This is a genomic window from Martelella sp. FOR1707 (assembly GCF_053484265.1).
The window spans coordinates 1-26,105 of the sequence record NZ_JBAKFP010000001.1 but is presented as its reverse complement, the minus strand read 5'-3'; the positions used below and the strand labels follow the sequence as shown (position 1 = coordinate 26,105).

Here is a 26,105-nt window from a genome sequence, read left to right as displayed (position 1 = left end):
TACACAAGAGCTGACTTGCGCTGCCCGCAAATGTTCAGGCGCTCCCAAGAGGCCGGAATTGATGTACAAGGTGAGGTCTGAAACACTGGAGTGTCAGGTGGCCAATTCAAACACAGAGTCTCAAAGCAAACTTCAGGTGCGCGCGGGAACGCTCACAAACACCGAAATCGTGGCGCAGAGGCTGCGCGAAATGATACTGGGCGGTGAACTGTCCGCCGGCAAACGCGTGCAGGAGCGCGACATCGCCGAAACATTCGGCGTCTCGCGCACTCCGGTGCGCGTCGCCCTGGGCATGCTGGAGGCGGATGGCCTTGTCGAAGGCCATCCCAACCGGGGTTTCACCGTCTGCGAATTTACCGTTGACGATATCCTGTCCGCCTACGACGTCCGCAGCGCCCTTGAGGGCCTCGCCATCCGCACCGCGATGGAGGAAGGGCATCTGACCGGCAGAGGCATAGAGGTCTTTGAAGAATGCATCGCCGAGTGCGACGACCTGTTGTCGGGCGCCGGAACCTCGGCAGAGAAGCTTTCGCGCTGGACGCGGGCGAACGAGAAATTCCACCTCAACATGATCCAGGCCGCCAATCGCTCGACGCTGAACAAGGTCTATGCGAACCTTAGCCGCATGCCGCTCGTATCACCCTCGACCTTTCTGTTCACCGTGAAGAAGGACGAGGACGGATTGGCCCGAATGGAGGAAGCTCACAGAGAGCACAAGGCGATTTACGGGGCGGTCCGGAGGGGGCAATCCTCGCGCGCGGAAAGCCTGGTGGTCGAACATGGCCACACGGTCAGGGAAAGATTGCGGGAAATATTCGAGTGCGATCTACAGGTGCGCGAGATGCTGCCGCCGGCGGCCAATGTGCGCTCCCTGGTTCGTTGAGCCGAGCCTGATCATCCCAGCCTAAACGCAGGCTATGACACGGCTTATCCAGCCATCCGGCGGCGCTCGCGCCGCATTCACGGCCAGCGAATATCAATCACGCCAATCGATAAATTCGTATCCGGAGGAGGACACACATGAGCCAAACCGTACTTTATGCCTATCCTGGCGCGTGCTCACGCGTAACACTGACAGCGCTCGAGGAGACCGGTGCGCCCTATCTCGATCGCTGGATCGATATTCGCTCGGATCAGCAGTATAGCCCCGACTACATCGCGCAGAACCGGAAGGCAAAGGTTCCGGCACTCTCGGTCGACGGCAAGACCCTGACCGAGAATCCGGCAATTCTGTTCTACCTGCATCAGAGCTTCCCCGATGCGTGCCTGTTGCCGCGCAGCGGCGATGTTTTTGATGATGCCCGCGGGCTGAGCGACCTTGCCTGGTGCGCCAGCATGCTGCATCCGATGGTACGCCAGATCCGAAATCCCAAGAAATGGACCAAGGGCAATGTCAGCGGCATTGCCGAGGACGGTCTGGAGAAGCTGAACAAGGAAGCGCGCTTCGTCGAGGAAACGCTGTCGAAGTCCACATGGTGGTACGGCGAGCAATGGTCGATCGTCGATGTCTATCTATACTGGGTGTTCTCCACGGCGGCCAAGGGCGCGTTCAACATGGAGGACTATCCCGCGCTGGCAGCCCATGCCGAGCGCGTTCGCGCGCGCCCTTCGTTCCAGCGCGCGCTGGCGCGCGAGCGGGCGGCTGTCACGGACAACAAGCTGAATATCGACGCTTCGAAACTCTGAAGCGTTCAGGCGCTGTCCCCGCTTTGATACGGGGCAGCGCCACCCCTCCTCTTGCGCGCCGGCAGAAAGCGCGTGCAGGCAGGAACAATCAATCGCCCAGTTCCTCGATCTCGTATTCGAGCTTTTCGACCTGAGCGGAGATCCTGTTGGCGGCTTCGATGAGCGGTTCGCGATAGCTGGCCACGGCTGATTCAAAGCTCAGCGCCGACTTGATCCAGACCATCGTCAGGCATGCAATCACGCGTTTCCTGAAAACCACCGGAGCCGAAATGCTCATGGTTCCGCTGCGAAAGCCCTCGCGACGAAACCCGACACCCAGATCTCTGCATTCTTCCAGTATCTTTTCCAATGGGCCATCCACGGTCATGAAAGGCGGCTCAACGCCCAACTCAACGCTCAGGCCGGCCAGAACATGCTCCCGCTCGTCATCCGGGGAAAAGGCCAGATAGGCACGCCCGCTGGAACTGCCCAGCACGGGCAGGCCCAGGCCGACCATGCCGTGATCCAGGGAATACGGACTGAAATTATGCGTGGATTCCCGGATCTCCATGACAGAATTGCGGAATGCGACCAGATCAAGCGGCCACAGCACCTGGCGCCCCAGCCGCACCATCTCGGGCACAGCAGTCTGAATGACCCAGTCCTCGTCGCGAAAGCCGGAGCTGAGCGATTTCGCGTGAATGGCAACACGCCAGCTGTCGCTTGTCTGATCCTTCACGATCAGGCGCATCTGCTCCAGCGTTTCAAGGAGCCGATAGACGGTCGGCCGCGGGATGTCCGCGATCGCGGCGATTTCAGCGGCCTTGAGGCCGTTCTTCTGGTTTATGATCTGTAGGATCGCGATACCGCGCTGCAACGATCGCACGTGATTGAGTTGGCTCATCTTTGCTACAGACCCGCGCGTTGTGGAGATCGGCCGCATCCAGACGAGATATCGCATGGGCGGCGGTCACGGTAAAGGTTTGACGCGGCGATCCGCCGGTTCCCGAACTTCAGGACGGGACCGGACAACAGCAGGCGCGCCTGCGGCGCATTTACGGTTCCGCAGCGCAACGCCGGCCCGTGACCGTGTTCCACAATTCCGTCATTGCTTGCGGAACCCGTTCGCCGCGCCAGCAGACATGCCCGTCTGGTCGCACGAGCACCAGCGGCTTCTCATAGAGCGCGCCGATTTCTTCCTCCTCGATAAGATGCATCCCGGCAGGTATGCCCATTCGTTTGGCTTCGGCCAGAAATGCATCGGTTCCCGCTATCGTGCCGAAGACCATCAGTACATACGCCTTGCCGAACAGGTCGAGCGTCGAGCGGCCATCGTTCATCCAGGCATGCGGCGCCCGGCCGCCGGGATATGTTGACGGGCGATAGAGCATGTGATCGTCCGGTGGTTCCAGACTGTTGTCCGGAACGCAGACCGGCGACTGGCGATAGCGGTGCCCCAATTGTATGCCGGCTGTTGCGAACTCCCGGTAGCGCAGGGCGAAGAGGCGGTCTCTCAAGCGCTGGCGCGCTTCCGCGCCCTCTTCGCCGACCTCTTCCACATGCTGCTCCGGCGCGATCATGCTGTCGAACACCCGGTTGTTCGCCGCCTCGTTGGTATTGCGTATGGCGATTGGCCGCCGTTCGGCCTCATAGCTGTCCAGCAGGGCCTCTCCGCCCCATCCCTGCAAGCGCGCCGCAAGCTTCCAGCCCAGGTCCACGGCATCGCCGATGCCGGTGTTGGCGCCGAAACCGCCCTTCGGCCAGCGCAGATGATTTGCATCGCCCAGCAGAAACGCGCGATTATCGCGATAGCGCTCCGCCACCACGCGGTGTCCCGTCCAGGGCTGGGCCTGGATCACCTCGAAGGCGAGCTCCGGGCCGATGACCGCGGCCACTACTTCTCTCGGGTCGAAGTCCCGTTTTTCCTCCGTGTACATGGAGAACCGCCATTCATCCCGGCCGTCAACCGCCGTGATATAGGCGCGGTTGGCGTGGCACACGGTATGCACCTGCGCCATCTTGCGTCCGAACAAGCGGTTGAGTTTGTCTCCCAGGCCCTCACAGCGGAAATAGACCGCAAAGTTGAAGCCCTCGCCGAAGCTTCCGGTGTAGCTGATGCCAAGCTGTTTGCGGACCGTGCTGCGCGCGCCGTCGCAGGCTGCAAGATACCGGCTGCGTATCTGACGGATTTCTCCGGTTTGCAGGTCTTCGACGGTGCTCGTCACATAGTCTGTGTCCTGATCGAATGAAATCAGCCTGTGGCCATATCGCAAATCGCCGCCCTTTTCTTCGGCGGCCTCACGAAGCGCAGGGTCGAACCCTTTCTTGGGATAGAAGAACCCGCCTTCCGGCGAATGCGCATCCTTTTGTGGGGCTTCGGCGTTTGAGACCCCTGGGAAAAGCGCCAGAGGCCAGCCCTCCAGCGTGGTGCAGAACCCCATATTGCGCGGACAGTCAGGCGATATCGCATCGCCGAAGCGCACACGATCGGCAATGCCCCAGCGGCGCAGATACTCCATCGTGCGGGAGAAGATATTCTCGCCGGCCGGGAAGAAGATCTTCCCCTCCCCCTCCTCTACGAGGATATAATCGACCTCGCGGTATCCCAGCTCGTTTGCCAGCGACAGGCCCACCGGTCCCGCGCCGACAATCAGTACGTCGGTCTCGATAACTTCAGTCATGTTGCTACCCGTAGTCACGTGGAATCCTCCCTGCCGCCGCGCGATCACCGCGTCTTGGTCTGCTCGGCGGCCCGTTTCTTCTGAAGGGTCAGGAGCCTCCTTCACATTGCGCCTTTCCGGCTTTATCGGCATCTCATTCCGCCACTGCGGCACCCTTCACGAGGGCCATGTTCAGCTCCGATTTGCTGACCAGCACCGCGTCCCGATCAGCATATATCCAATCGCCGCGATCAATGGTGATATCGCCAAAGCGCAGTTGTCCGCCGAAGCTGCCCGAAGTCGCCTGCCAGCCCCGCTTTGCCGTCACGCCGAGCGCCTTCACGCCAAATGCCATGGCGTCGATGGCCGCGCTGTCGCGAACCGCGCCGTTGATGACGACGCCGGCCCAACCATTCATCCTCGCCATTTCCGCAAGTCGGTCGCCCATCACGCCGGTCGTCAGCGACCTTTGCCCGTCCACCACGAGGACACGCCCGTTGCCGGCAGCGGAAACGCATTCGAGAACCGGCGTATGATCCTCGAATGTCGCGACCGTCTCCGCCGGCCCGAAGAAAGTCTCCCGCTTTCCGAGATTTCTGAACTGGAGGCTGCAGACACCCAACGCGGCATGAAAAGTATCGTATATATCGGCGCAACTGATTGCCGGTTCGGGGTCTGATGCGCCCGTTGCCCGGCTAACGGCGGATGTCTCCGCGCGAAAGCCTCCTTCGCTATTCTTCAAGGCTTCGGCCCTCCTGCTTTCCGGGTTGCGGCGTTTGCGGCCGGCATGCCCCATACACGTCTCGCGCATCGAGGATTTGCTCCCCACACGTCAATTCATTTGCAGTATTCTCTTTTTTAGATAATATTGCAACGTAAAAACTTTGAGGAGAGTACAAATGCCCGATACCGTCGCCCAAGCCGGCGCATATCTTCACCACGTCGCATTCGAGAGCGCGAACCCGGAGAGGCTCGCCGCGTTCTACGGCGACGCCATGCAGATGGAGGTCGAGAAGATCTCCGAGACCCAGTGGCGTTGCGAAGGGCCGGCCCGCCGCATGATCGTGCTGAAGGGGGAGGACCAGAAGCTCGGATTTTCCGGCCTTGCGGTGCGCGACACCGATGGACTGGAGATGATACGCGAACGCGCCCGCTCGCAGGGCGTGGAAATCCTCGACAGCCCGTCTCCCTATTTCGAGGACGGCGCCTTTGCGGTGCGCGATTACGACGGTCATCTCGTCGTGTTCGGACTGTCGAAAGCCGCTTATGTAAAGACGATGGGCTGGCCGCGCGCCAATGCCGCAGCCCCCATCTGGGGCCCCGTCCAGCACATGACCTATCGCACGCAGAACATCGAGGGCTTCCATGAATTCTACCACAAGAAGCTCGGCTTCCGCATGGTTGACCGTGTCGTGCGCGACGACGGTTCAATCGCCACGATCTTCGTGACGTCCAATCACGAGCACCACACCATCGCCGCCTTTGACGGCGACCGCACGGGCATGGATCACCATTCCTACGAAGCCGGCGAATGGAACTATCTGCGCGACTGGTGCGAGCATTTCGCCAGCAAGGGAATCCAGCTTATGTGGGGACCGGGCCGGCATGGACCCGGCCACAATCTGTTTGCGTTTATCGCGGACCCGGATGGCAACTGGATCGAAATCTCCGCCGAACTCGAAGTCATTCATGACCGTCCGTGCGAAGACTGGCCCCACGAAGCACGCTCGCTAAACACCTGGGGCAAGGCCATTCTGCGGTCATAACACAATGTTTTCAGGGTTGCCGTCCTTGTCCAAAGCGCTGCAGCCCTGAAATGTTATGTCGTTTCCGGCGCTTTATACTGCTGCGCCAGAAACGCCTGTATCCGCTCAACGGTCTGCGTCAGCAGAGCGGTCACTCTGCCAAGCTCTTCCTCGCTGACGTTATCGGTCTTTACCACGAGACTGAGCGACGCCTCGAGCCCCAACTGCCGGTCGAAAAGCGGAACCGCGATGCCGATCGCGCCCTGGTCGACCTCGCCGCGGGAGATCCAGTAGCCCTGTTTGCGCGCGGCAAAGACATCTTCGAGAAAACGGTTCAGGGACGGTCCCTTCAGTTCGGTTTCGCGCTGCAGGAAACGCTTCAGACGGCGCGACTCGATGACGGAGAGGATCGCCCGCGACGTGGCGCTCCTCGTCAGAGGCATCGGCAGGCCTCGTTCGAAACTGCTGGTCAACTGCATGTTCGCGCTGTGCGCATCCGCGACGCACATGACCTTGTTGCCGTAAAGCCGCGCGAGAATTGCCGTGCACTCGAGCCCGGATTTTTCGACAAGTTCCGTGAGAAATACCTCGCCCGCCCGCAGCAACGGGTCCGTTCGCCGCAAACGGCGCTCGAACTCCAGGAACGCCGGCCCCAGCCGATACTGGGCATCGAGTGTCGCTTCCAGAAAGCCGAGGGCTACGAGCTCCCCGACCCATTTGTACAGGGTGCTGCTGGCCGTTTCCAGTTGCTCCGCCAGATCGGCAACGGTCCATGCCGGTCGGTCTTCGGTGAACTGGTCGAGAATCCTTTTGTAGCGTGATCCGCCCTTGGTGGCCATTCTCAACTCGTCTCCGGATAAACAAGCGCAGGGCTTGTCCAGTGGCATGTTTCGCGTCCGCGAGCTCTATTATGGGAAAATCGGGGGCGATGCCAAGCCGGGCGGTCGATCAAAGCTCGCCTTGCCCCTGTCTATCCAAGACTACAGCAACAAAAGGCGGAGCGGTCACACTAGGCCAACAGGCGGCGGGTTCAACCGCCGCCGGGAGATGTCTGCGCCGGCCTGTCAGTCGTGAACGACGTCGAGGATGATCTTGCCGATATGGCTGTTGTTCTCCATCATGCGATGAGCGTCGGCGGCTTTCCTGAAGTCGAACCGGCCCTCGATCTGCGGTCGCACCTGGCGTCCGAGAAGCGGCCAGACATCCGCGCGGAGCATCTTCGCGACCGCGATCTTGCGCGCCAGCGGCAGCGGGCGCAGAAGCGAACCGGAGATACGAATCCGCTTGGCCATGAGGTCGCGCAACGGAACGCTGAGGGAGGCGCCGCCGCCGCCGGACAGATGCGCCATCATCCCGTCCGGCGCCATCATCTTCAGGTCCTGCGCCACATGCGCGCCGGCGGAGACATCCAGAAGCGCGGATATGCCCTTGCCGCCGGTTGCGGCCAGAACCTTGTCTGCAAGGTCGGGATCATCGTAGAGAAAGGCGGCTTTGGCCCCGAAATTCAGCGCGGCCGACACCTTCTTCTCGCTGCCGCAGGTCGCCAGAACATTGTACCCGAGCGCCGACATAGCCTGCAGCGCGATGTGACCGACGCCGCTGGTGCCGCCGTGAAACAGGGCGAACTGGTCCTTCTCAAGCGACATGAGGTTGAAGAAGTTCCACCACGTCGTGAACACCGCCTCGGGAATGCCTGCCGCCTCGGCATCGGAAAGCGTGTCGGGCGCCGGCATCACCAGTCCCGCATTCGCGGTGACATACTGGCCATACCCGCCGCCCTGAACCAGCGCCATGACGCGCTCGCCTTCGGCTACGCCGCGCACGCCTTCGCCCGCGGCGACGATCTCGCCGCAGACCTCGAGGCCGGGAACAGCCTGACCGTCGCTGTGCTTTCCTGCCGCACGCTGGTGAACGTCATGCCTGTTCACGCCGGCCGCGGAGACCCGGATCAGCACTTCGCCGGGGCCGGGGCTCTGGACCGGCACCCGTTCGGCGACAAGAACCTCGGGACCACCCGCTTCTTTGATGATGACTGCTGTCTGATACTCAGGATGCGGCATTCAATACGGTCTTTCTCTTAGCGGTTTCATCTTCGGATCCGGCATTCAGGCCGATCGATCTGCGAAGCGCGGCAATCAGGGCATCGGCATCGCCGCTCACGGAGCTGCGCCACGCCACATGTCCATCGGGACGGATGAGGACCGCCCCTTCATCGGAAACCCCGTAGAGGTCTTCCCAGGCTTCAAGATCGGTTTCGACCTCGAGGCCATGTCCCACCAGATAGGCATTCACCTTCGGCAGCGTCTTGCCGTCCAGGCCATCAAGCGCCGCCTTCCAGGCTTGCCCCTTCGGGCCCGCGAGAAGCGTAAAGGCCTCAAGATCAAAGAGGTCGATGATCGAAATGTCCCGCCCCTCGAAACGGGCCGGAATATGCGGCGCGCGGTGCCCCGGACGCGCCGTCGGCGTGTAGGTTTCAACCTCGATCGGCGGCTCTGGGGTGCCATCGCCCGTCACGAGGCTGGAATCATAGTGAAAGCCGAAGGTCTGACCCGGATAGTCGAAATGGGCGCGCTGCTCCGGAATGCCCTCGGCGAGCTTGGCACGGTTCGCGGCGCCCGCGGGTCCCTCAATGTTGGACAGGAACTTGCTGTCATTGAACAGCATTCCCGACAGGCCCTTCTTCTCCATGGCCCGGGCGTTGCGCGCGCTTTGCTCGACGTTGAACTTGGCAACCGGCCGGCGCTCCGTGTCATAGGTCTCCAGCAGGCCTTCGGGGGCAAATCCCCTGAGCACGAAATCCAGTTTCCACGCCAGATTATGCACATCGGCAACACCGGTGTTCACCCCCTGCCCGCCCGTGGGCGGCAACGGATGCGCGGCATCGCCGGCAAAGAAGACGCGCCCCGAGGACATGGAATCGACAATGCGCGCCTGCATGCGCCAGGGCATGATGTTCTTGATTTCGATGTCGATATCATCCGTCCCGATCACCGCGTGCAGTATCTCCAGACAGCGCTCCTCGGTGAAATCGTGGCGCGTCTCGGTTTCTGCATAGCCGAAATTGTAGGTCCAGCGATTGCGCCCATCCAGCGATATCAGCACGCCCGATGTTCTGGCGTTGTAGATCCACATGAGCAGGTAAGGCCGGTCCTTCACATACTCCCAAAGATCGGCGTGGAAATAGATGCCGATCTGCTGCCCCATCGACTCGCCGCTGATGCCGACGCCGACCGCATCGCGCGCTTCGCTGCGCGTGCCGTCGGCGGCAATCACGTATTTTGCCTGCGTGCTGCCGGAGGCGCCGCCGGCGTCCTCCCAGCTCAGCGTGACGCCATCATCATGCTGTTCGATGCCGGTGACATTGCAGCCGAAGTTCAGCGACACGCTTTCAAAGCCCTCCGCATGGTTGCGGATTACCGGCTCCAGCCTGTCCTGCGGGCATGACCGTTTCAACACCGGACTTTGAGTGCGCTCGATGCGCGCCCATTCGGGATCGCTGCGCGTCTTGATCGCGCCGATTTCATCGCCAAGCAGGCTGGTGACAAATCCGATGCCGGCGTGTCGTTCAAGGGGAAGCGCCTCCGCGTCCACGCCCTCGGCTATGCCCATCATCCGGAAAATCTCCATGGTCCGGGTATTCACCACGTGACCCTTCGGATGAAAGGCGGTCGTCTGGTTGCGCTCGAACAGAACACAATTGATGCCGAGTCTGCCCAGCAGGCTTGCTGCGGTCAGCCCGACGGGACCGCCGCCAATGATGGCAACATCCGCGTGCGTCGGTATCATCTTTGTCCTCCAGCCTTTTTGTCTTGTTTTCTTATTCGTCGGCGATGGTGTTTCGCAGAGTCCCAATGCCGGAAATCTCGACTTCGATCCGGTCGCCGGCTTTCATGAACACCTTCGGATCCCGGAAGAAACCGACGCCGCTCGGCGTGCCCGTTGCGATGATGTCGCCCGGCAGCAGTTCCGTGATCGTGGAGACATAGGCAATCAGATCCGGCACGTTGAACGCCAGGTCGCCAATAGACGTTTCCTGCATCACCTCGCCATTGAGCCGCGTGACCAGGGTCAGGCTGTCGACGTCGCCCAGTTCGTCAGGCGTGACGATCCACGGCCCCATCGAGCCCGACCGGTCGAAGTTCTTTCCGCCCCAGAACTGGGTCGTATGCCGTTGATAGTCACGGATCGAGCCGTCATTGAAGCTGGTATATCCGGCCACGTGATCGAAGGCCTTGTCCTTTGCGATGGCGCGTCCGCGCTTGCCGATGACCACCGCGAACTCACCCTCATAATCGAACTTGTCCGACGCCTTCGGCCGGATCATGGGCTGGTCGTGACCAACGACCGTCGAGGGGTATCGGGTGAAGATCGAAGGATATTCCGGCCGGTCCCGGCCGGTCTCCTTGATGTGGCCCAGATAGTTGAGCCCGATGCAGATGATCTTGTCCGGATTCTGGATCGTCGGGATGAAGCTGACGCTGTCGACCGCCAGGCTTTCGCCATCGGCGGACCGCAATTCTCCGATCGCATCTGCCGCAATCACCGCCTTGAGGTCGGGGTATCTGGCGCGCAGTCCGGCGCCGGCATCCCTGATCGTATCTCCCTCAACCACTCCATAAGATGCAGTGCCCTCGGGCAAAATGAATGATGCTACGCGCAACGTCGTCTCCTCTCCGGTTTTTATGTGTTCAACTTACTGTTTTATTCTGCGTGCACGATGCTATCGAGCCAAGCGCAGTTCGGCTTCGGATCGGGCGCGCGGAACCCGTCGCGGGCATTCTTGTGCCGCATCTCGCGCATCCGGATTCTGACTTCATCGTCCTCGGGCAGATAGACGCGCTCATGCCCCCAGGTCGACGGACCTTCATGCGTCTCGAACGGCTTCCAGGTCTCGGGATCAACCACCTGCGCGCCCCAGCCGTATTCCACGAAGAACTTGGACGGCGTGTTGGTGTAGAAACTCATCATATGGTCGTTGGAATGCCGGCCGAGCGTATAGGCGATCCCCTCGTCGCGCTGCTGGGCTATGTCATAGCCCTGGCCCACATCGTCGAGCGAGAGCAGTTCGACCATGAAGTGGTGAATGCCCTTGCGGCCGGAACCGACCATCGCGAAACTGTGATGGCGTCCATTGACGTGGAAGAAGTAGAGCGGATAGGGCTTCAGGCCGTAATCGGTCACGTTGAAACCCAGTATGTCCCTGTAGAAATGCAGGATTCCCTCGACGTCGGCGACATGCAGGACCGCATGACCCATGCCGAGAGACCCGGTCTTGAAGCCGCTGATCGGACGTCCGGACAGGAAGGGATCGCTTGCGATCTCGGGGCCACAAAAGGCTTCCAGCCGGTTGCCGTCGGGATCATGGAAGGAAATCAGTCGGGAAACGTGGCGTTGATCGGAAAGGGACGCGCCGTGCAAGGTGACGGGGAAACCCGCATTCTCGAGCCTGGCCGCCAGAGCTTCCAGGTCCGCGGGCGAGCCGACCTCCCAGCCCATGAAGGCAAGATCCTCCTCGCCTTCGCCGGTCACGATCAGGCGCTGCTTGCGGTCATCCATCCGGAACATGCGCATGGGTCCGCCCTGATCCACCTTCTGCATACCAAGCAGATCCGTGGCGAAGCCTTCCCAATCGCCCAGTTTCTTGGAATTGATACCCATATATCCAAGGGAAATGATCGACATCTATCCACTCCTCCCGTCCGGCTTTCACTGTGACGACGCACCCTCGGGCTACGTTTTTTCAGTAAGAGCCGGAACCTGTTTCCGTGTCGCTTTCACCACCATAAGGACGCCATCCGATTGAAATCCAGTCGAAATTCGAATTTGTCCATCTAGTGGACAATGCTGCACGCCGGACTGGATGCAGAAGGAATGAGCCGATACGAGACGCGCTCGAACAGCAGCTTCACGTTAAAGGTCTGTGATTGTTCCTTCGAAGATTTCGGCGGCAAGCCCGATGGTCTCGGACAAGGTCGGGTGGGGATGAATGGTGAGCGACAGGTCCTCGGCATCAGCCCCCATCTCGATGGCGAGCGCCACTTCGGCAAGCAGTTCGCCCGCATTCGGGCCGCAAATGCCGGCGCCGAGAACGCGCCCGCTATCGGGGTCGAACAGCAGCTTGGAAACACCGTCCGAACCGGCCATGGCAAGCGCCCGCCCGGAAGCCGCCCAGGGGAAAGACGCCTTTTTATAAGCGATGCCTTTCGACCTGGCCTCGTTTTCCGTCAGGCCCACCCAGCCTATCTCCGGCTCGGTATAGGCGACCGAGGGAATGGCCCTTGCATCAAAGGCGGATTTCTGGCCGGCAGCGACTTCCGCGGCGACCTTGCCTTCGTGCGTGGCCTTGTGCGCCAGCATTGGCTGCCCGACGACATCGCCAATGGCGAATATATTCTCCCGGCTGGTCCGCATCTGCCGGTCGACCGTGATGAAGCCGCCCTCGTCGACACTGATCCCCGCTTTTTCAGCGCCGATCAGCCGGCCATTCGGCCTTCGGCCCACAGCCGAGAGGATCTTGTCGAACAGTTCCTCGCGGGTTCCGTCCGGCCCTTCAAATGTGACCCTCAATCCCGCCGTCTCGGATTGCACCTTGGTTACCTTGGTGTTCAGGAGCACCTTCTCGTAGCGGTTTTCGATACGTTTCATCAAAGGCGCGACGATATCTCTGTCAGCCCCCGGGATGATCTGATCCATGAGCTCGACAATGGTGATGCGCGCGCCGAGCGCGTGATAAACCTGCGCCATTTCAAGGCCGATAATGCCGCCGCCCAGCACCAGCATACGCTGCGGGATATCGGCAAGTTCGAGTGCGCCCGTGCTGTCGATGATCCTGTCATCGTCCGGCAAAAAAGGGAGCCGCACCGGTTCGGAGCCGCAGGCGATGATCGCCTGATCGAAGGCGATCGTCTGCCCGTCGCCCGCATGCGAAACGCGCACGAGATTGCCGCCTTCGAACACGGCAGACCCGTGTACGATCTTGACCTTGCGTTTCTTGGCAAGGCCGGCCAGCCCGCCCGTCAGCTTTGCGACCACTTCACTCTTCCATGCACGCAATCGATCGATATCGATTTCCGGTTTGGAGAAGGCGATGCCGTGGCCCGACATAGCCGCCGCCTCGTCAATCACCTTGGCCGCATGCAACAGCGCCTTGGACGGAATGCACCCGACATTCAGGCAGACGCCCCCAAGATAAGGGTCGCGTTCGACGAGGGTCACATTCAGGCCGAGGTCAGCCGCGCGGAAGGCGGCCGTGTAGCCGCCCGGCCCCGCCCCGATGACGACAAGTTCGGCCTCCGCGTCCGCACCCGGCTGCGCGCCCTCCTCTCTTGCCGCTTCGCTTCTCCCGGTCGTCAAACCAGCTTCGGATTCGACCTCCAAGATAGCGCTGCCCTCACTGACGCGGTCGCCGACCGCGGTGTGTATGGCCGTAACCCTGCCCGCCACCGGCGACGGGATATCGAGCGTCGCCTTGTCGCTTTCCAGCATCACGACCGTGTCGTCGACTGCGATGATGTCGCCCACAGCGACGCTCACCTCGACGACGGGCACATTGGCGAAGTCCCCTATGGCGGGGACCTTGATGTCCGTTTTCATCAACAGATCTCCTAAAGGGTGATACGCCGGAAATCCGACAGCATGTCTTTCAGCGTCACCAGGAAGCGCGCGGCGGCCACGCCGTCGACGGCGCGGTGATCCCAGCTCATGGAAAGCGGCTGTATCAGGCGCGGCTCGAAATCCTCTCCGTTCCACACCGGCTGCATCCTGGCCCGCGTCATACCCAGAATGGCGACCTCGGGCGCGTTGATGATCGGGGTGAAATTCGTGCCGCCGATGCCGCCCAGCGACGATATCGTGAAGGTTGCGCCCTGCATGTCCTGGGGCTTGAGCTTGCCGGCTCTGGCCAAAGCGGCGAGCTCAACCATTTCCGCGGCGATCTCGCTGATCCCCTTCTGGTCCGCGGCCTTGACGACGGGCACGACCAGCCCCTCCGGCGTATCCGCGGCCACCCCGATATTGAAATATTTCTTCAGGACGAGTGAATCGCCGTCCAGGGACGCATTGAATTTCGGATGCTGCTTCAGCGTGGCCGCCGCCGCCTTGACGACGAACGGCAGGATCGAAAGCTTGAGGCCGTCCCTGGAAGCGGCATTGAGAGATTTCCGGAATGCCTCCAGTTCGGTGATGTCGGCCTCTTCGAAATTGGTGACATGCGGAATGATCGTCGCATTGCGCGCGAGATTCGGGCCGGAAAGCCGGGCGATACGGGAAAGCGGCGCCCGTTCCGTTTCACCGAATTTCTCGTAATCGACTTTCGGCCAGGGAAGAAGGTCCAAGCCTTCGCCGGAGGCAGCATTTGCCGATGGCGCACTGCCGCCAAGCCTCGATTTCACAAAGGCATGCAGGTCGTCGCGCGTTATCCTGCCCTTCGGACCGCTCCCGCTCACCGACCCGATCTCGACGCCGAGTTCGCGCGCGAGCTTGCGAACGCCGGGTGAGGCATGGGCCAATCTTCCATCGGCAACCGCCGCCGTCGTTGTTGCCGACGCCGGCTTTGGCGCCGGCGCGGCGACGGCTATGCCCGGAGGTTCGGCCGTGGCCGACTCCACAGCCATTTCTTTCTCAGTGCGCCGCGTCTCACCCTCATCCGAAGCCGCATTCTCGTCGCTGATCTCGACGATGGCGATCAGCGAGCCCTGGCTGACCTTGTCGCCCTCCCCGACGCACACTTCGACGATCCGCCCGGCAATGGTGGAGGGCACATCCAGCGTGGCCTTGTCGGATTCAAGCGATATGACCGAGTCGTCGATCGCTATGGTATCGCCCGGCGCGACATGGATTTCGACGACAGGCACGTTGGAGAAATCGCCGATATCGGGCACCGTGAATTCTATGGTCTTGCTCATGTCCGACACCCTCAAACTGTCCACGGATCCGGCGACGTGCCGTCGATCCCGAACGACTTGAGCGCCGTGGTCAAAGTCTCGGGCTCGCTGTGCCCCGCCCGAACAAGCGCCTCGATTGCAGCGATGGCGATGCTTTCGCGATCGACCTCGAAGAACCGGCGCAGGGCCTCGCGTTGATCGGACCTGCCGAAGCCATCTGTGCCGAGGGCGACAAGACGGCCTTCCACATAGGGGGCGATCATTTCGGGAACGGCACGGACATAATCGGTCGCGGCGATAATCGGCAGTGTGCCGGGCAGACATGTCTCGACATAGGACTTCGCCCGCTCTTTTTGGGGCGAAAGCCGGTTTCGCCTTTCGACGCTGCGGGCCTCCCGTGAAAGCTCCGAGAAACTCGTCGCCGAAAAGATCTCGGACGCGATGCCGAAATCGTCAGCGAGGATATCGGCGGCGGCGATGACCTCATTGAGTATCGTGCCGGAACCGAGAAGCCTGACCTTGACTTTGGATCGCGCCTTGCCGCGTTCGCCGAGCTTGTACAGACCCTTGAAGATTCCCTCCTCGCATCCTTCCGGCATGGATGGCTGGGCGTAGTTCTCGTTCATCACGGTCAGATAATAGAACTCGTCCCTTTGCTCATCCATCATGCGCAGGGTGCCCGCATGCATGATCACCGCGAGCTCGTAGGCAAAGGCGGGATCGTAGGCCTTGCAGTTCGGAATGGTTGCGGCAATCACATGGCTTGCGCCATCCTGGTGCTGCAGCCCCTCCCCCGACAGGGTCGTGCGACCGGCCGTCGCGCCGAGCAGGAACCCGCGGGCGCGCTGGTCGGCCGCTGCCCAGATCAGGTCGCCGACGCGCTGGAAGCCGAACATCGAATAATAGATGTAGAAGGGCAATGTCGCCGTGTCGTGAACCGAGTAGGAGGTGGCTGCCGCCGCCCAGGATGAAATGGCGCCGGCTTCCGTGATGCCCTCTTCGAGCAGTTGGCCGTTCTTCGCTTCCTTGTAGAACAGCATCGAGCCGGCATCCTCCGGCTCGTAGAGCTGGCCCTCGGGCGCGTAAATGCCGATCTGGCGGAACAGGTTATCCATCCCGAAGGTGCGCGCCTCATCTGCGACGATGGGCACGATGCGCGGACCGACCGACTTGTCCTTCAAGAGCGCGCTGAGCATGCGCACCGCCGCCATCGTGGTCGACATTTCCTTGCCGTCCGCCTCCAGCGCGAATTTCGCATAGTCCGCGAGTTCGGGAATGTTGGGCAGCGCGGCGCCCTGAACGGTGGTGCGCCGCGTCGGCATCGATCCGCCAAGCGCCTCGCGGCGCTCGCGCAGATAGCGCATTTCCTCGCTGTCATCCGCCGGCTTGTAGAATTTCAGGTCTTCGAGGTCTTTCTCGCTCAACGGCAGCTTGAACCGGTCGCGGAAGCTCACCAGCGCTTCCATGTCGAGTTTCTTGGACTGGTGGGCCGTCATCCTGCTTTCGCCGGCATTGCCCATGCCGTAGCCCTTCTTGGTCTTGGCGAGGATGACCGTGGGTCGGCCCTTATGCGCCTTGGCGGCGGCAAAAGCGGCATGAAGTTTTCTGAGATCGTGCCCGCCGCGCTTGAGCGTGTGAATCTCGTCGTCGGTCATGTGCGCAACCAGATCGCGCGTGGCCGGGTCGATATCGAAGAATTTATGGCGGTTGTAATCGCCGTCCTTGGAGCCGAGATTTTGGTATTCCCCGTCCACGGTTTCGGCAAAGCGCCTGAGCAGGACCAGATCCTTGTCCCGGGCGAAAAGGCCGTCCCACTCCGAACCCCAGAGCACCTTGATGACATTCCAGCCGGCACCGATAAACAGGCTCTCAAGCTCCTGAATGATCTGGCCGTTGCCGCGCACCGGTCCATCAAGCCGCTGCAGGTTGCAGTTGACGATGAAGGTCAGATTGTCGAGCTTTTCGCGCGCGGCCAGCGTCAGGCCGGCGACCGATTCCGGCTCGTCCATCTCGCCGTCGCCAAACACGCCCCAGACGTGCCGCCCGGCGGTATCGGCCAATCCACGGGCTTCGAGATAACGCATGTAGCGCGCCTGATAGACGGCGTTCAACGGGCCGATCCCCATCGAACCCGTCGGGAACTGCCAGAAATCCGGCATCAGCCAGGGATGCGGATAGGAACAGAGCCCGTTGCCCGAGAGTTCCTGCCGGTAATTGTCAAGCTGCTCCTCCTTCAGCCTGCCTTCCAGAAAGGCGCGCGCGTAAACGCCCGGCGCCGAATGCGGCTGGAAGTAAACGAGATCGCCGCCGAACGCCTCGGTTTTCGCGCGGAAGAAATGATTGAACCCAACCTCGAAAATTTCCGCCACGGAGGCATAGCTGGCGATGTGGCCGCCCAGGCCGCCATAGGCCTTGTTGGCGCGAACCACCATGGCCAGTGCATTCCAACGCATGATCGACGTCAGCTTCTCCTCGATGGCGAGGTTGCCGGGATAATGTCGCTGAGAGGCCACGGGGATCGTGTTTCGATAGGAGGAATAGGGCTGACCGCCGACAAAAACGCCGTTGCGCCGGCCGACCTCCTCCAACTGCCTGAGCAGGAACTGGGCACGCGAACTTCCATTGGCGTCGATCACCGCAGTGAGCGCTTCGATCCATTCGCGCGTCTCCAGAGGATCGGGATCGATATGACCGCCAATTTGAAGTTCAACTTTACTCATGTGCTCGCCTCCCCGACGCTGTGTTTTTTCGATCATAGGCGAAGAGACGGAATATGTTCTGCCGTTCATATATTGCAAAAACAGAATAATCAGGTTTTCATGCTGCCAAATGAAATTCCAAGGAAATAAAATGCGGCAGATGACGCTTGATAAAATAGATCGAAAAATCCTGTCCGAGCTGCAGGTGGATAGCAAAATCACCAATGTGGAACTGTCCGGCCGCGTGGGGCTTTCGCCCTCGCCCTGCCTGCAGCGCGTGCGCGCCCTGGAGGAGGAAGGGGTTATCGACCGCTACGTGGCGTTGGTGGACCCCAAATCCGTCGGCCTGTCGATCAGCGTCTTCATTCAGGTCACGCTCGAACGCCAGGTGGAAAACGCGCTCGAACTGTTCGAGAGCAAGATGGAATCCTATCCCGAGGTCATGGAATGCTATCTCATGACAGGCGACAGCGACTACCTCATTCGCGTGGCGGTCGCCGATGTCGACCTGCTGCAGAAATTCATCATCAATTATCTGACCACGATTCCAGGGGTCGCGAATATCAAGTCGAGCTTCGCCCTGAAGCAGGTCAAATACAAAACCGCCCTGCCGATCGAGAATGCGCCCTCGGGCTAAGAGCCGCCCTCCAAGAGGCGCGGCCCCGTCATCCCATGACCGAGGGAAGATAAAGCGCTATCGGCGGATAAAACACGATCAGCGCCAGGCGACAGATATCCGCCACCCAGAACGGCGCTATTCCCCTGAATATGGCGCTGAGTGAAAGCTCCGGGATAACCGCCTTCATGACGAAGGCATTCATACCGATCGGCGGCGTCACAAGCGAAATTTCGGTGACGACGACAACGACGATGCCGAACCAGACGAGGTCAAAACCCAAAAGCGACACGAGCGGGGCGAAGAGCGGAACGGTCAACAACACCATGCCCGCGCCTTCGAACACGCAGCCCAGCAAGAGATAGATGGCCAGAATCAGCCACATCACCTGCATCGGCGACAGCGCCAGCGTCTCCATCCAGATTTTGAGTTCTGCCGGCATCCGGGCGATTTCTATGAAGTTCGAGAAAACGAGCGCCCCAAGCGCCACGGTGAATACCATCGCCGTCATTTTGCCGGCCTCGAAAATCGACTCCAGAAAACCCCGCAATGTTATCCTTTTTCGGATAATGCAGAAGACAAGCGCCCCCACGGCCCCCATGCCACCCGCCTCCGTGGCGGTGAACATTCCGAAATAGAGGCCGCTGATCACAAAGAAAAACAGCAACATGACCGGCCACACCCCTTTGAGCGAGGCAAAACGGTATCTCCAGGAAAAACTTTCCCCTCTGGGCCCGATGCGCGGGAACAGCGTCGTCAATCCGACAACGACCAGCAAATATCCGAGGACCGTCAAAATCCCCGGCAGAATTCCGGCAATGAAAAGCGCGCCAATATCCGACTCCGTTATGATCCCGTAAAGGACCAGGATGACCGAAGGCGGGATGAGAATGCCGATCGTCCCGCCCGCGGCAATCGTACCCGCGGAGAATGACGGGCTGTAGCCGTATTTTGTCATCTCCGGAAACGCCACCTTGCCCATTGTGGCGGCCGTTGCGACGGACGATCCGCTCACGGCGGAAAAGCCGCCGCAGGCGACGATGGTGGACATGGCCAACCCGCCGCGAAAACGGCCGAACCAGGCATACGAAGCTCTATAGAGATCCGAGGCCAGATCCGCCCGGTAGATGAAGTTTCCCATCAACACGAACAGGGGAACGACAATAAACCCGTATGACATGCTGTTTGACGTCACGGTCTGGCCCAGCATGGCAAGCGCCGCGTCGGTTCCGCGCACCCACGCGAAACCGCCGAAGCCCACGAGCATCATGCAAAAGCCAAGGGGCACCCCGATAAACGCCAAGGCCAGAAGCAAGCCCATTCCAACCAGACCCGCAATCATAGCTCCCAGCCTCCCCCGGCTTTGCTTCCCTGCCCGTCACCCTCCAGCCCCCGAATGCCGGTCACCGCCTGCAGCAGAAGAACCACACAGGTTACGGCGCCCATGAACGCCATGAAAAACATCACGGGATATTGCGGCAACTCAAGAAACGCCGAGGTCACGCCCCACTGCATTGCCTTTTCCGCCTGATCCCAGAGGCAATAGGTCAGAAGCGCCACGATCGCGGCGCTGATCAAATTCAGTGCCGCGCCCTGAACGCGCTTCAGCATCGCATGCCGCGCAAAAACACCATCGATGAGGGAAACGGTGATATGGCCGCGGTCAAACGTAATGAGGGGCAGACCCGCAAAGATCAGGACTCCCATGCCATATTGCTGAATTTCAAAGGCGCCGGGGATCGGCGCGTTGAATACGTAACGACCCACGACATCGAAGAATGTCAGGACGAGAATGCCCAACAGTGTGACCGTCAGGACAACCTTCAGGGTCGTTTCGAAAACCGTGCTGGCGCGGCTGGTCGCCGGATCCGGAGCGGCGGCCATTCAGTTATCCAACGCCTCAAGCTGGGCCCGATAGAAGCTGATCACGTCATCAGGATTAAGACCAAGCCCGGCAACCTTTTCCTTCCATTTTGCAATTGCCGCTTCAACCTCTTCGCTTTGACGCAGCTCGTCTATCTGATCGGCGCCGGCTTCTATGACCTCTATGCCCGCCGGCTCCAGCGCGGCGCGGGCCTGTTCGGTCGCATCGTCAAGATTGCCGCCCGCAAGCGCCGCCAGCGCTTCGCCGCTGACCTTCTCGATTGCGGCCCTGTCAGCTTCCGGCATGGCATCCCAGACCTTCTGATTGAAGATGATTGATGCCGTCGATCGATAAAGGCTGCCCGGATAAAGCGTTGCGTATTTGAGTTCCTCAAGCACACCGAGCCCCTCAACCGAGGAGATCGGCAGGACGGTGCCATCGACGACCCCGCGCTCGACGAGTTCAAATGTATCGACCGCCGGACGCGACACAATCACGCCGCCCATTGCCGCGATCACGGGGACGCCATTCGGATTGACGCGCAGCTTGAGCCCGCTGACATCCTCGGCCTCCTCGACAGGACGCTTGTTGTTCCAGATGTGATTGCCCGTGAGCGCCACCAGAGCCACGACATGGACCCCGTCAATGGGCTCCGCTTCGCGAAAAAACTTCTCATATGTGCGCCAGAGAGCAATGGAATGCGCCTTGGCGCTGTCGCGATCGAACAAAACCGGCAGCTCCGAAATCAGCGGCGCAAGCCACTGAGACGCCGTGAAGGATGAAATATTCATCGCCGCATCGGCGACGCCCGCCCGGATCATCTCCAGTTGGCGCGGGGGCGGCGCCAGGGACGACGCCGTGAAATCGATCTCGATGCCGCCATCAGAGGTTTCTTCCACCGCATTTGCCCAAGGCCGAATAACATTGCGCATGATCTCGTTGTGCTCGGGAAGATAATTGTTGAAGACCACGCTGGTTTCGGCCTTGGCCGAAGCTCCGGTCAAAAGCACCGCCGCCATGGCAACGGTCAGAGTTCTCGATATCATTGGCACGCCTCCCTCTCGGTGCCCGTCGCACCCGATTTTCATTTCACCGGCCGGCGGGGCCATATTTCGCGTCGATGCATGCCGATAGGATGCATGGTGACAGCCTTGCCGATCCAAATGAACGTCTCTCCCTCGCAACTCATTTCATATAATTGCATGCAATTCAACAATCATTTTTTGTTGTATGTGAATTTTCGGGTTGAATTACGTCCAAAATCCTGCGATTTTCCGATCATAAGGATTAAAGAGGCGGTAAATTGCATGCAATCACGATCTGCGTCGAGCAGCAACACAGAGGCGGTGACGAAGCGCCTGCGTCACCTGATCATGACCGGCGAGATATCCCCCGGCGACCGGTTGACCGAGGTCGGACTCGCCAGGCTGCTTGATGTTTCACGCACGCCGGTGCGCCTCGCGCTGGCGCGGCTTGAGCAGGAAGACCTTGTTCAAGGAGAACCGCATCGCGGCTTTCGCGTGCGGCGGTTCACCATTGAAGAGATGCGGGAAATCATTGAAGTCCGGGCCACGCTTGAGGGCATGTCGGCGCGCCTTGCCGCAGAGAGAGGCGGATTTCAACAATACGAAGATGAAATGATGCGCTGCATCGCGATCGTGGACGACCTTATCGCCAGGGGCGACGGCGGTGAATCCGCCCGAAACGAATTTATCGAGGTGAATGTCCGGTTTCACGCGACGATCGCAAGCATGGCCGGCAATTCAGTTCTGACGCGGCGGCTTGAAGAAAGCCCGTTTCGCGCCTCTCCGCTGTTTCATGCCTTCAGCGATGAGGAAGCGGTCGAGGGTTTTGCGACATCCCAGTTCGATCACAAGAGAATTATCGAGGCGATCAGAAACGGAGAAGGCACGCGGGCCGAGTTTGCCATGCGTGAACACGCGCTCGTGCCGCTCGGCAAGGCGGAGCTCATCTTCAGAAACCTTCACAAACTGTCGCAGAAGACATTTCCGGGTCTTGGCGAAACCGACACCGAAAGCGGCGATGATGACAGCTAAGCGGCCCAATTTTCTCTATTTCATAACGGACCAGCAGCGCGCCGACTGGCTTGGATGCGCCGGACACCCCGTCGTCAAAACGCCCAATATCGACCGCATCGCGGAAAACGGAACATCGTTTGAGGATTTCCACGTTGCGCTGCCCGTCTGCATGCCAAACCGGGCTTCGCTGATCACCGGGCGGTATCCGTCCGTTCATGGGCTGCGTTACAATGGCTGCGCGCTCACCCAGCGGGCGAACACATTCGTGGAGGTGTTGGCTGCTTCAGGCTATGCCACCGCCGCAATCGGCAAAAGCCATCTGCAGACCTTCACCGACGCAAGGCCGCTCGGGTGCAAGCCGTTTGAAGCCGGACCGATCGCGGAGGCCTGGAAGCCGGAGCAGACCAGCTACGATGAGGAGGCGCCCGGCAGCTACGAAAAGACGGAGCCCTACAACATCAAGACGCCCTATTATGGCTATCAGCATGTGGAGATGGTGACAGGCCATGGCGACAAATGCGGCGGACATTACGGCCAGTGGTTTCGCCGAACGCACCCCGACTGGCGGGATCTGCATGATCCGGCCAATGAGCTGCCGCACGATTATACGTGTCCTCAGGCCTATCGAACGCCCGTGCCCGAAGAAAGTTACCCCACGGCCTGGATCGGCGACAGGGCTGCGGAATGGCTGCGCGATCGCGCGGGCGACGATACGCCATTCTTCGCATTTGTCTCGTTTCCCGACCCGCATCACCCCTTCAATCCGCCGGGCAAATACTGGTCCATGTATGATCCGGACGACTTTGACGTGAGCCTGCCCTACTCCGCCCACAAAAACCCCAACCCCATTCTCGAACACATCAGGAAAATGTGGGAGAACGGGGAAACCGCTCCGCTTCTGCAAACCGCGTTCTACGCCGACGACCGGCAAATCCGCGAGGCGATGGCGCTTACCGCGGGGATGATCACCATGATCGACGATCAGATCGGCAAGGTGATGCAGGCGCTTGAAGAGTCCGGGCATGCCGACAACACCGTTGTGATCTTCAACTCGGACCACGGCGACTACATGGGCGACTTCAACCTTCTCCTGAAGGGAATGTTGCAGATGCGCGGCCTGACGCGGGTGCCTTTTATCTGGAGCGACCCGACCAACACCGACGCCATCGCCAAGTCCGGATCGCTCGCTTCAACGGTGGATGTCGCGGCCACAATCCTTGAGCGGGCAGGCATCAGGCCGTATTGGGGCATGCAGGGGAAAAGCCTGATCCCGGCCATGGCCGAGGGCGGCGAAATTCGCGACGCCCTGCTGATCGAACACCACGACAGCGGCGCGCGTTACAATCTCGAAGAGCCCGCCCGCATCCGCACCTTGATCACCAAGCAATGGCGGCTGACCATCTTCATGAATTTCGAATGGGGCGAGCTGTACGATCTGGTTGCCGATCCGCACGAGGCAAACAATCTATGGTCCGACCCCCGCTATGAGTCCGTGCGCGGCCGATTGTCCGAGCGTCTGGTGAGAGAGATGATCGCGGTGATGGAGGAAAGCCCCCGCGCCCAACGCATCGCTTGAAAGCGTGAGATTGTGTTTGAAACGACGGCCTCGAAAGCGGTGACGATGTACCAGTGACACAAGCATCCCGGGCCGCCCACGATAAGATTCCATATCTAGAGGGTCTGGTGTGGTTGTTTGGTCGAACTTGCCGGAACTTCTAACGCCAGATTTGGTCAATCGCTGAAGCAAAATCAGGATCCGGCTGGTCCGCTGGATGGACAGGCCGGATTTAGACCTGTCTTTCCCGCAGCGCGGGGACGATCATTCGGCCCCCTGGGCTGTATGCAATACCGAGTGGAGCCTGTTGCAATGACCGACAAACCCATCCTGCCGCCGATTGAGGACAATGAATGGCCACAGGAAATCGCCGAGCTGAAGAACGGCTTCGCCGGCGCGCTCAATGTCTATCGCACCATGGCGCACCACCCGGACCTGCTGCGCGCCTGGGCGCCGCTGCGCCAGCATGTGGTCAAGGACACCGCGCTCGGCCCGGAGCGCTCGGAAGTCGTGATCCTGCGCGTCGCCTTCCGTTTCGGTTCAAGCTATGAGTGGAACCACCATGTCGACCGCGCGACACGGCTCGGTTTTTCCGCCGAACGCATCGCAGCGCTTCGCGCCATGCCGGAGGGCGAGGACGGCTTGATTGCCCGCGCCGTCGACATGCTGATCGACGAGCGCCGGCTTTCGCCCGAGACCGAAGCCGCGCTTGCCGAAGCACTCGGACGCCCCGCGGTCTTCGACCTCATCGCCACCGTCGGCTTTTATGCCGTACTCGGCTATATCCTGCTGACCTATCGCACACCCCTCGACGCCGGCATAGCCGACGTCATTTGACGGGATTCTCCGTGCCAAAACAAATCTCGCCATCATAGGCCTGCGCTATGAACGCTGAGCATTGGCCCGATCCGGAAAACAACACGATCGCCGCCGCAGGCTTCAGTCCTTCGGCATCACGCTGCTCTCCGGCCGACCAGCCCGAACAGCAAAGCGATGACGATGACCGCGATCACGGCGGCAGGCAGGGCGATTGAGATGACAAGCGGCGCGTGGATGACCGTCAATGCCCCGAAGAAGGCCCCGACCAGGACACTGAGCAATGTCGCCACCGGTGCCACCGCCTCGCGCCAGCGCGCCCGCCCGGCGATCGCATCGGCCACCTTCCCCGCCAGCGTCACCAATATCCCGCTCAGATACGTGCGAACCTCGAAACCCATGTGACCGCTGAACGCATGGTTGATCATGCCCATCGCCGCTGCCAGAGCCACCAGCGTCAGATATGCGGAGCCGCCCATCTCCAGATTGACCGCCGAGGCAGCGAGCACGCCTGCGACCAGCGCCAGCGACGCCGGATCGCGCCGCGCTTCGCCCGCATTGACCAGGCGACCAACAACGCCGCCCGCGAAGAAGGCGAGAACCGCACCGGCAATTTTCAACGATGTCGCACCATTGCCACTCACGGCTTCGGTCACGATTTTGGTCAGATTGCCGCTCATGAAAGAGGAGAACATCTGGACTGAGGACAGCAAGGCGAGATAGCCGACCGCATCGACCCAGCCGGCAACGGCGTTGAGGATCAACGATACAAGACCTTGCGGTACCGAGGGTCGCGCGACCTGACTCCTCACGTCAGCATCCCGCCCACGGGTTTCGGAATTCTCCGGCATCGAAATGTCCCGACTGTTTTGCTCTTCATCGGACACCGAAGAGTCCGCCGGACTATTTCTTATGACCTGCTCTCCAGGAAGTCGACGTCAATACGCCCGCCATGTTCAGGTGCTCGTCCTGCTTCGATCGATTGGCCATTGCCATAATGCGAATACGGCATCCTCCCGCCCGTCTCGCGCCCTCCTGATGATGTCGGCTATCTGTCTCGCTTGGTAGGCGCCCTCATTCCTCCTCGCCCTCGCCCACGGCCGCCATTGCCTCCTCCTGCACAGTTTCTCTGCTGAGCAGTCCCGCGTCCTCGAGCGCCTCGATATCCGGCATCGTGCAGCGTTTCCATGCCGAACGTCGAAAGGAAGTGCTTCGTCGTGACGTAGGTATAGCGCGCGCCTGGGGTGGGGCTGATCTTCTTCCCAAAGATTTTGAGAGTTCGGCGCCGGTGATGGGCTGGAAGTAGCCGATGGCCATCAGAACTATGGATTCGAATTCGGAGAGTGTTGGTACGCCGCCCCGGGGTTGGCGCGGCAGAGGCGCGGATGGCGTCGGCATCGGGGTCGGAACAAGAGCAGTTCAAAATCCTGCGCTAAGCGCGAACGAAATGTGAACTTTATGCAGCAAGCGCGCGACCGTTCGGAAGTCGCAAGGGTCTGAACTCTTCTAGGGTAATCCTCCCCGTGAATAAGGGGCTTCAAAAGTAGAATTTTCTCGGCAAGAT

The 26,105-nt window shown here is 60.5% G+C and carries 22 protein-coding genes and 2 pseudogenes; 7 read left to right on the top strand and 17 right to left on the bottom strand.

Annotated elements, in window-relative coordinates; translation table 11 throughout:
• The first annotated feature begins 97 nt into the window (after positions 1–97).
• Together V6765_RS00120 and V6765_RS00115 are read left to right on the top strand one after the other, a co-directional pair.
• Positions 98–883 (top strand): GntR family transcriptional regulator, encoded by a 786-nt coding sequence (locus V6765_RS00120; RefSeq protein WP_448425424.1) that lies wholly within the window; start codon positions 98–100, stop codon positions 881–883.
• Positions 884–1,020: 137 nt separating this feature from the next.
• The gene (locus tag V6765_RS00115; RefSeq protein ID WP_448425422.1) at positions 1,021–1,686 is read left to right on the top strand and encodes a glutathione S-transferase family protein; all 666 of its coding nucleotides are present in this window, start codon (positions 1,021–1,023) and stop codon (positions 1,684–1,686) included.
• 88 nt (positions 1,687–1,774) lie between these two features.
• Here the strand turns inward: V6765_RS00115 and V6765_RS00110 are convergent, their stop codons facing one another.
• From V6765_RS00110 to rraA, 3 genes are all read right to left on the bottom strand, one after another.
• Positions 1,775–2,569, bottom strand: a complete 795-nt coding sequence (locus V6765_RS00110) for a helix-turn-helix domain-containing protein (protein ID WP_448425421.1) — start codon at positions 2,567–2,569, stop codon at positions 1,775–1,777.
• Positions 2,570–2,720: 151 nt separating this feature from the next.
• Positions 2,721–4,478 carry an FAD-dependent monooxygenase gene (locus tag V6765_RS00105; protein WP_448425420.1) on the bottom strand — a complete coding sequence of 586 codons (1,758 nt, stop codon included), beginning with the start codon at positions 4,476–4,478 and terminating at the stop codon, positions 2,721–2,723.
• A gap of 1 nt (position 4,479) precedes the next feature.
• Positions 4,480–5,067, bottom strand: a complete 588-nt coding sequence (rraA, locus tag V6765_RS00100) for a ribonuclease E activity regulator RraA (protein WP_448425418.1) — start codon at positions 5,065–5,067, stop codon at positions 4,480–4,482.
• 157 nt (positions 5,068–5,224) lie between these two features.
• Between rraA and V6765_RS00095 the strand changes: the two genes are divergently transcribed.
• Positions 5,225–6,091, top strand: a complete 867-nt coding sequence (locus V6765_RS00095; RefSeq protein ID WP_448425416.1) for a VOC family protein — start codon at positions 5,225–5,227, stop codon at positions 6,089–6,091.
• 53 nt (positions 6,092–6,144) lie between these two features.
• Here the strand turns inward: V6765_RS00095 and V6765_RS00090 are convergent, their stop codons facing one another.
• The 9 genes and pseudogenes from V6765_RS00090 to mdeB form a co-directional block, all read right to left on the bottom strand.
• Positions 6,145–6,909, bottom strand: a complete 765-nt coding sequence (locus V6765_RS00090) for an IclR family transcriptional regulator (protein WP_448425414.1) — start codon at positions 6,907–6,909, stop codon at positions 6,145–6,147.
• 225 nt (positions 6,910–7,134) lie between these two features.
• A complete protein-coding gene (locus V6765_RS00085) occupies positions 7,135–8,130 on the bottom strand; it encodes an NAD(P)H-quinone oxidoreductase (RefSeq protein WP_448425413.1) in 996 nt (331 codons plus the stop codon).
• Positions 8,117–8,734: an aromatic-ring hydroxylase C-terminal domain-containing protein gene (locus V6765_RS00080; protein ID WP_448426587.1), complete on the bottom strand. Its 618-nt coding sequence runs from the start codon at positions 8,732–8,734 to the stop codon at positions 8,117–8,119. The genes V6765_RS00085 and V6765_RS00080 overlap by 14 nt, the downstream gene beginning before the upstream one ends.
• Positions 8,735–8,791: 57 nt before the next feature.
• A pseudogene (locus V6765_RS00075) lies at positions 8,792–9,856 on the bottom strand (FAD-dependent monooxygenase); the annotation flags it as partial.
• A 31-nt stretch (positions 9,857–9,887) separates the two neighbouring features.
• A complete protein-coding gene (locus V6765_RS00070) occupies positions 9,888–10,730 on the bottom strand; it encodes a fumarylacetoacetate hydrolase family protein (RefSeq protein WP_448425411.1) in 843 nt (280 codons plus the stop codon).
• Between the two features lie 41 nt (positions 10,731–10,771).
• The gene (locus V6765_RS00065) at positions 10,772–11,752 is read right to left on the bottom strand and encodes a VOC family protein (RefSeq protein WP_448425409.1); all 981 of its coding nucleotides are present in this window, start codon (positions 11,750–11,752) and stop codon (positions 10,772–10,774) included.
• Between the two features lie 228 nt (positions 11,753–11,980).
• Positions 11,981–13,663 carry a dihydrolipoyl dehydrogenase gene (lpdA, locus tag V6765_RS00060; RefSeq protein ID WP_448425407.1) on the bottom strand — a complete coding sequence of 561 codons (1,683 nt, stop codon included), beginning with the start codon at positions 13,661–13,663 and terminating at the stop codon, positions 11,981–11,983.
• Between the two features lie 11 nt (positions 13,664–13,674).
• Complete coding sequence (locus V6765_RS00055; protein ID WP_448425405.1) at positions 13,675–14,973, bottom strand: dihydrolipoyllysine-residue acetyltransferase; 1,299 nt, start codon at positions 14,971–14,973, stop codon at positions 13,675–13,677.
• A gap of 11 nt (positions 14,974–14,984) precedes the next feature.
• Positions 14,985–17,672, bottom strand: coding sequence for an alpha-ketoglutarate dehydrogenase (gene mdeB, locus V6765_RS00050; RefSeq protein WP_448425403.1), 2,688 nt, complete (start codon positions 17,670–17,672; stop codon positions 14,985–14,987).
• A 130-nt stretch (positions 17,673–17,802) separates the two neighbouring features.
• On the opposite strand from mdeB, the gene V6765_RS00045 reads away from it, so the two are divergent.
• Entirely contained in the window at positions 17,803–18,288 is a 486-nt protein-coding gene (locus V6765_RS00045) for an Lrp/AsnC family transcriptional regulator (RefSeq protein ID WP_448425402.1), read from the top strand.
• Between the two features lie 28 nt (positions 18,289–18,316).
• On the opposite strand, the gene V6765_RS00040 is transcribed toward V6765_RS00045, so the two are convergent.
• Genes V6765_RS00040 through dctP form a run of 3 tightly spaced genes read right to left on the bottom strand, consistent with a single transcriptional unit; the run spans position 18,317 to position 21,240 of the window.
• Positions 18,317–19,609 carry a TRAP transporter large permease gene (locus V6765_RS00040; RefSeq protein WP_448425400.1) on the bottom strand — a complete coding sequence of 431 codons (1,293 nt, stop codon included), beginning with the start codon at positions 19,607–19,609 and terminating at the stop codon, positions 18,317–18,319.
• A complete protein-coding gene (locus V6765_RS00035; protein WP_448425398.1) occupies positions 19,606–20,151 on the bottom strand; it encodes a TRAP transporter small permease in 546 nt (181 codons plus the stop codon). The genes V6765_RS00040 and V6765_RS00035 overlap by 4 nt, the downstream gene beginning before the upstream one ends.
• Complete coding sequence (gene dctP / locus V6765_RS00030; protein ID WP_448425396.1) at positions 20,152–21,240, bottom strand: TRAP transporter substrate-binding protein DctP; 1,089 nt, start codon at positions 21,238–21,240, stop codon at positions 20,152–20,154.
• Between the two features lie 30 nt (positions 21,241–21,270).
• On the opposite strand from dctP, the gene V6765_RS00025 reads away from it, so the two are divergent.
• The 3 genes from V6765_RS00025 (at position 21,271) to V6765_RS00015 (ending at position 24,562) form a co-directional block, all read left to right on the top strand.
• Positions 21,271–22,188, top strand: coding sequence for a GntR family transcriptional regulator (locus tag V6765_RS00025; protein WP_448425394.1), 918 nt, complete (start codon positions 21,271–21,273; stop codon positions 22,186–22,188).
• Positions 22,175–23,746, top strand: coding sequence for a sulfatase family protein (locus V6765_RS00020; protein WP_448425392.1), 1,572 nt, complete (start codon positions 22,175–22,177; stop codon positions 23,744–23,746). Before V6765_RS00025 ends, V6765_RS00020 begins: the two co-directional genes overlap by 14 nt.
• 291 nt (positions 23,747–24,037) lie before the next feature.
• Positions 24,038–24,562 carry a carboxymuconolactone decarboxylase family protein gene (locus V6765_RS00015; protein ID WP_448425390.1) on the top strand — a complete coding sequence of 175 codons (525 nt, stop codon included), beginning with the start codon at positions 24,038–24,040 and terminating at the stop codon, positions 24,560–24,562.
• Between the two features lie 116 nt (positions 24,563–24,678).
• Here the strand turns inward: V6765_RS00015 and V6765_RS00010 are convergent, their stop codons facing one another.
• Complete coding sequence (locus V6765_RS00010) at positions 24,679–25,392, bottom strand: YoaK family protein (RefSeq protein WP_448425389.1); 714 nt, start codon at positions 25,390–25,392, stop codon at positions 24,679–24,681.
• Between the two features lie 223 nt (positions 25,393–25,615).
• Positions 25,616–25,937: pseudogene (locus tag V6765_RS00005) on the bottom strand (SMC-Scp complex subunit ScpB); the annotation flags it as partial.
• Between the last annotated feature and the right edge of the window lie 168 nt (positions 25,938–26,105).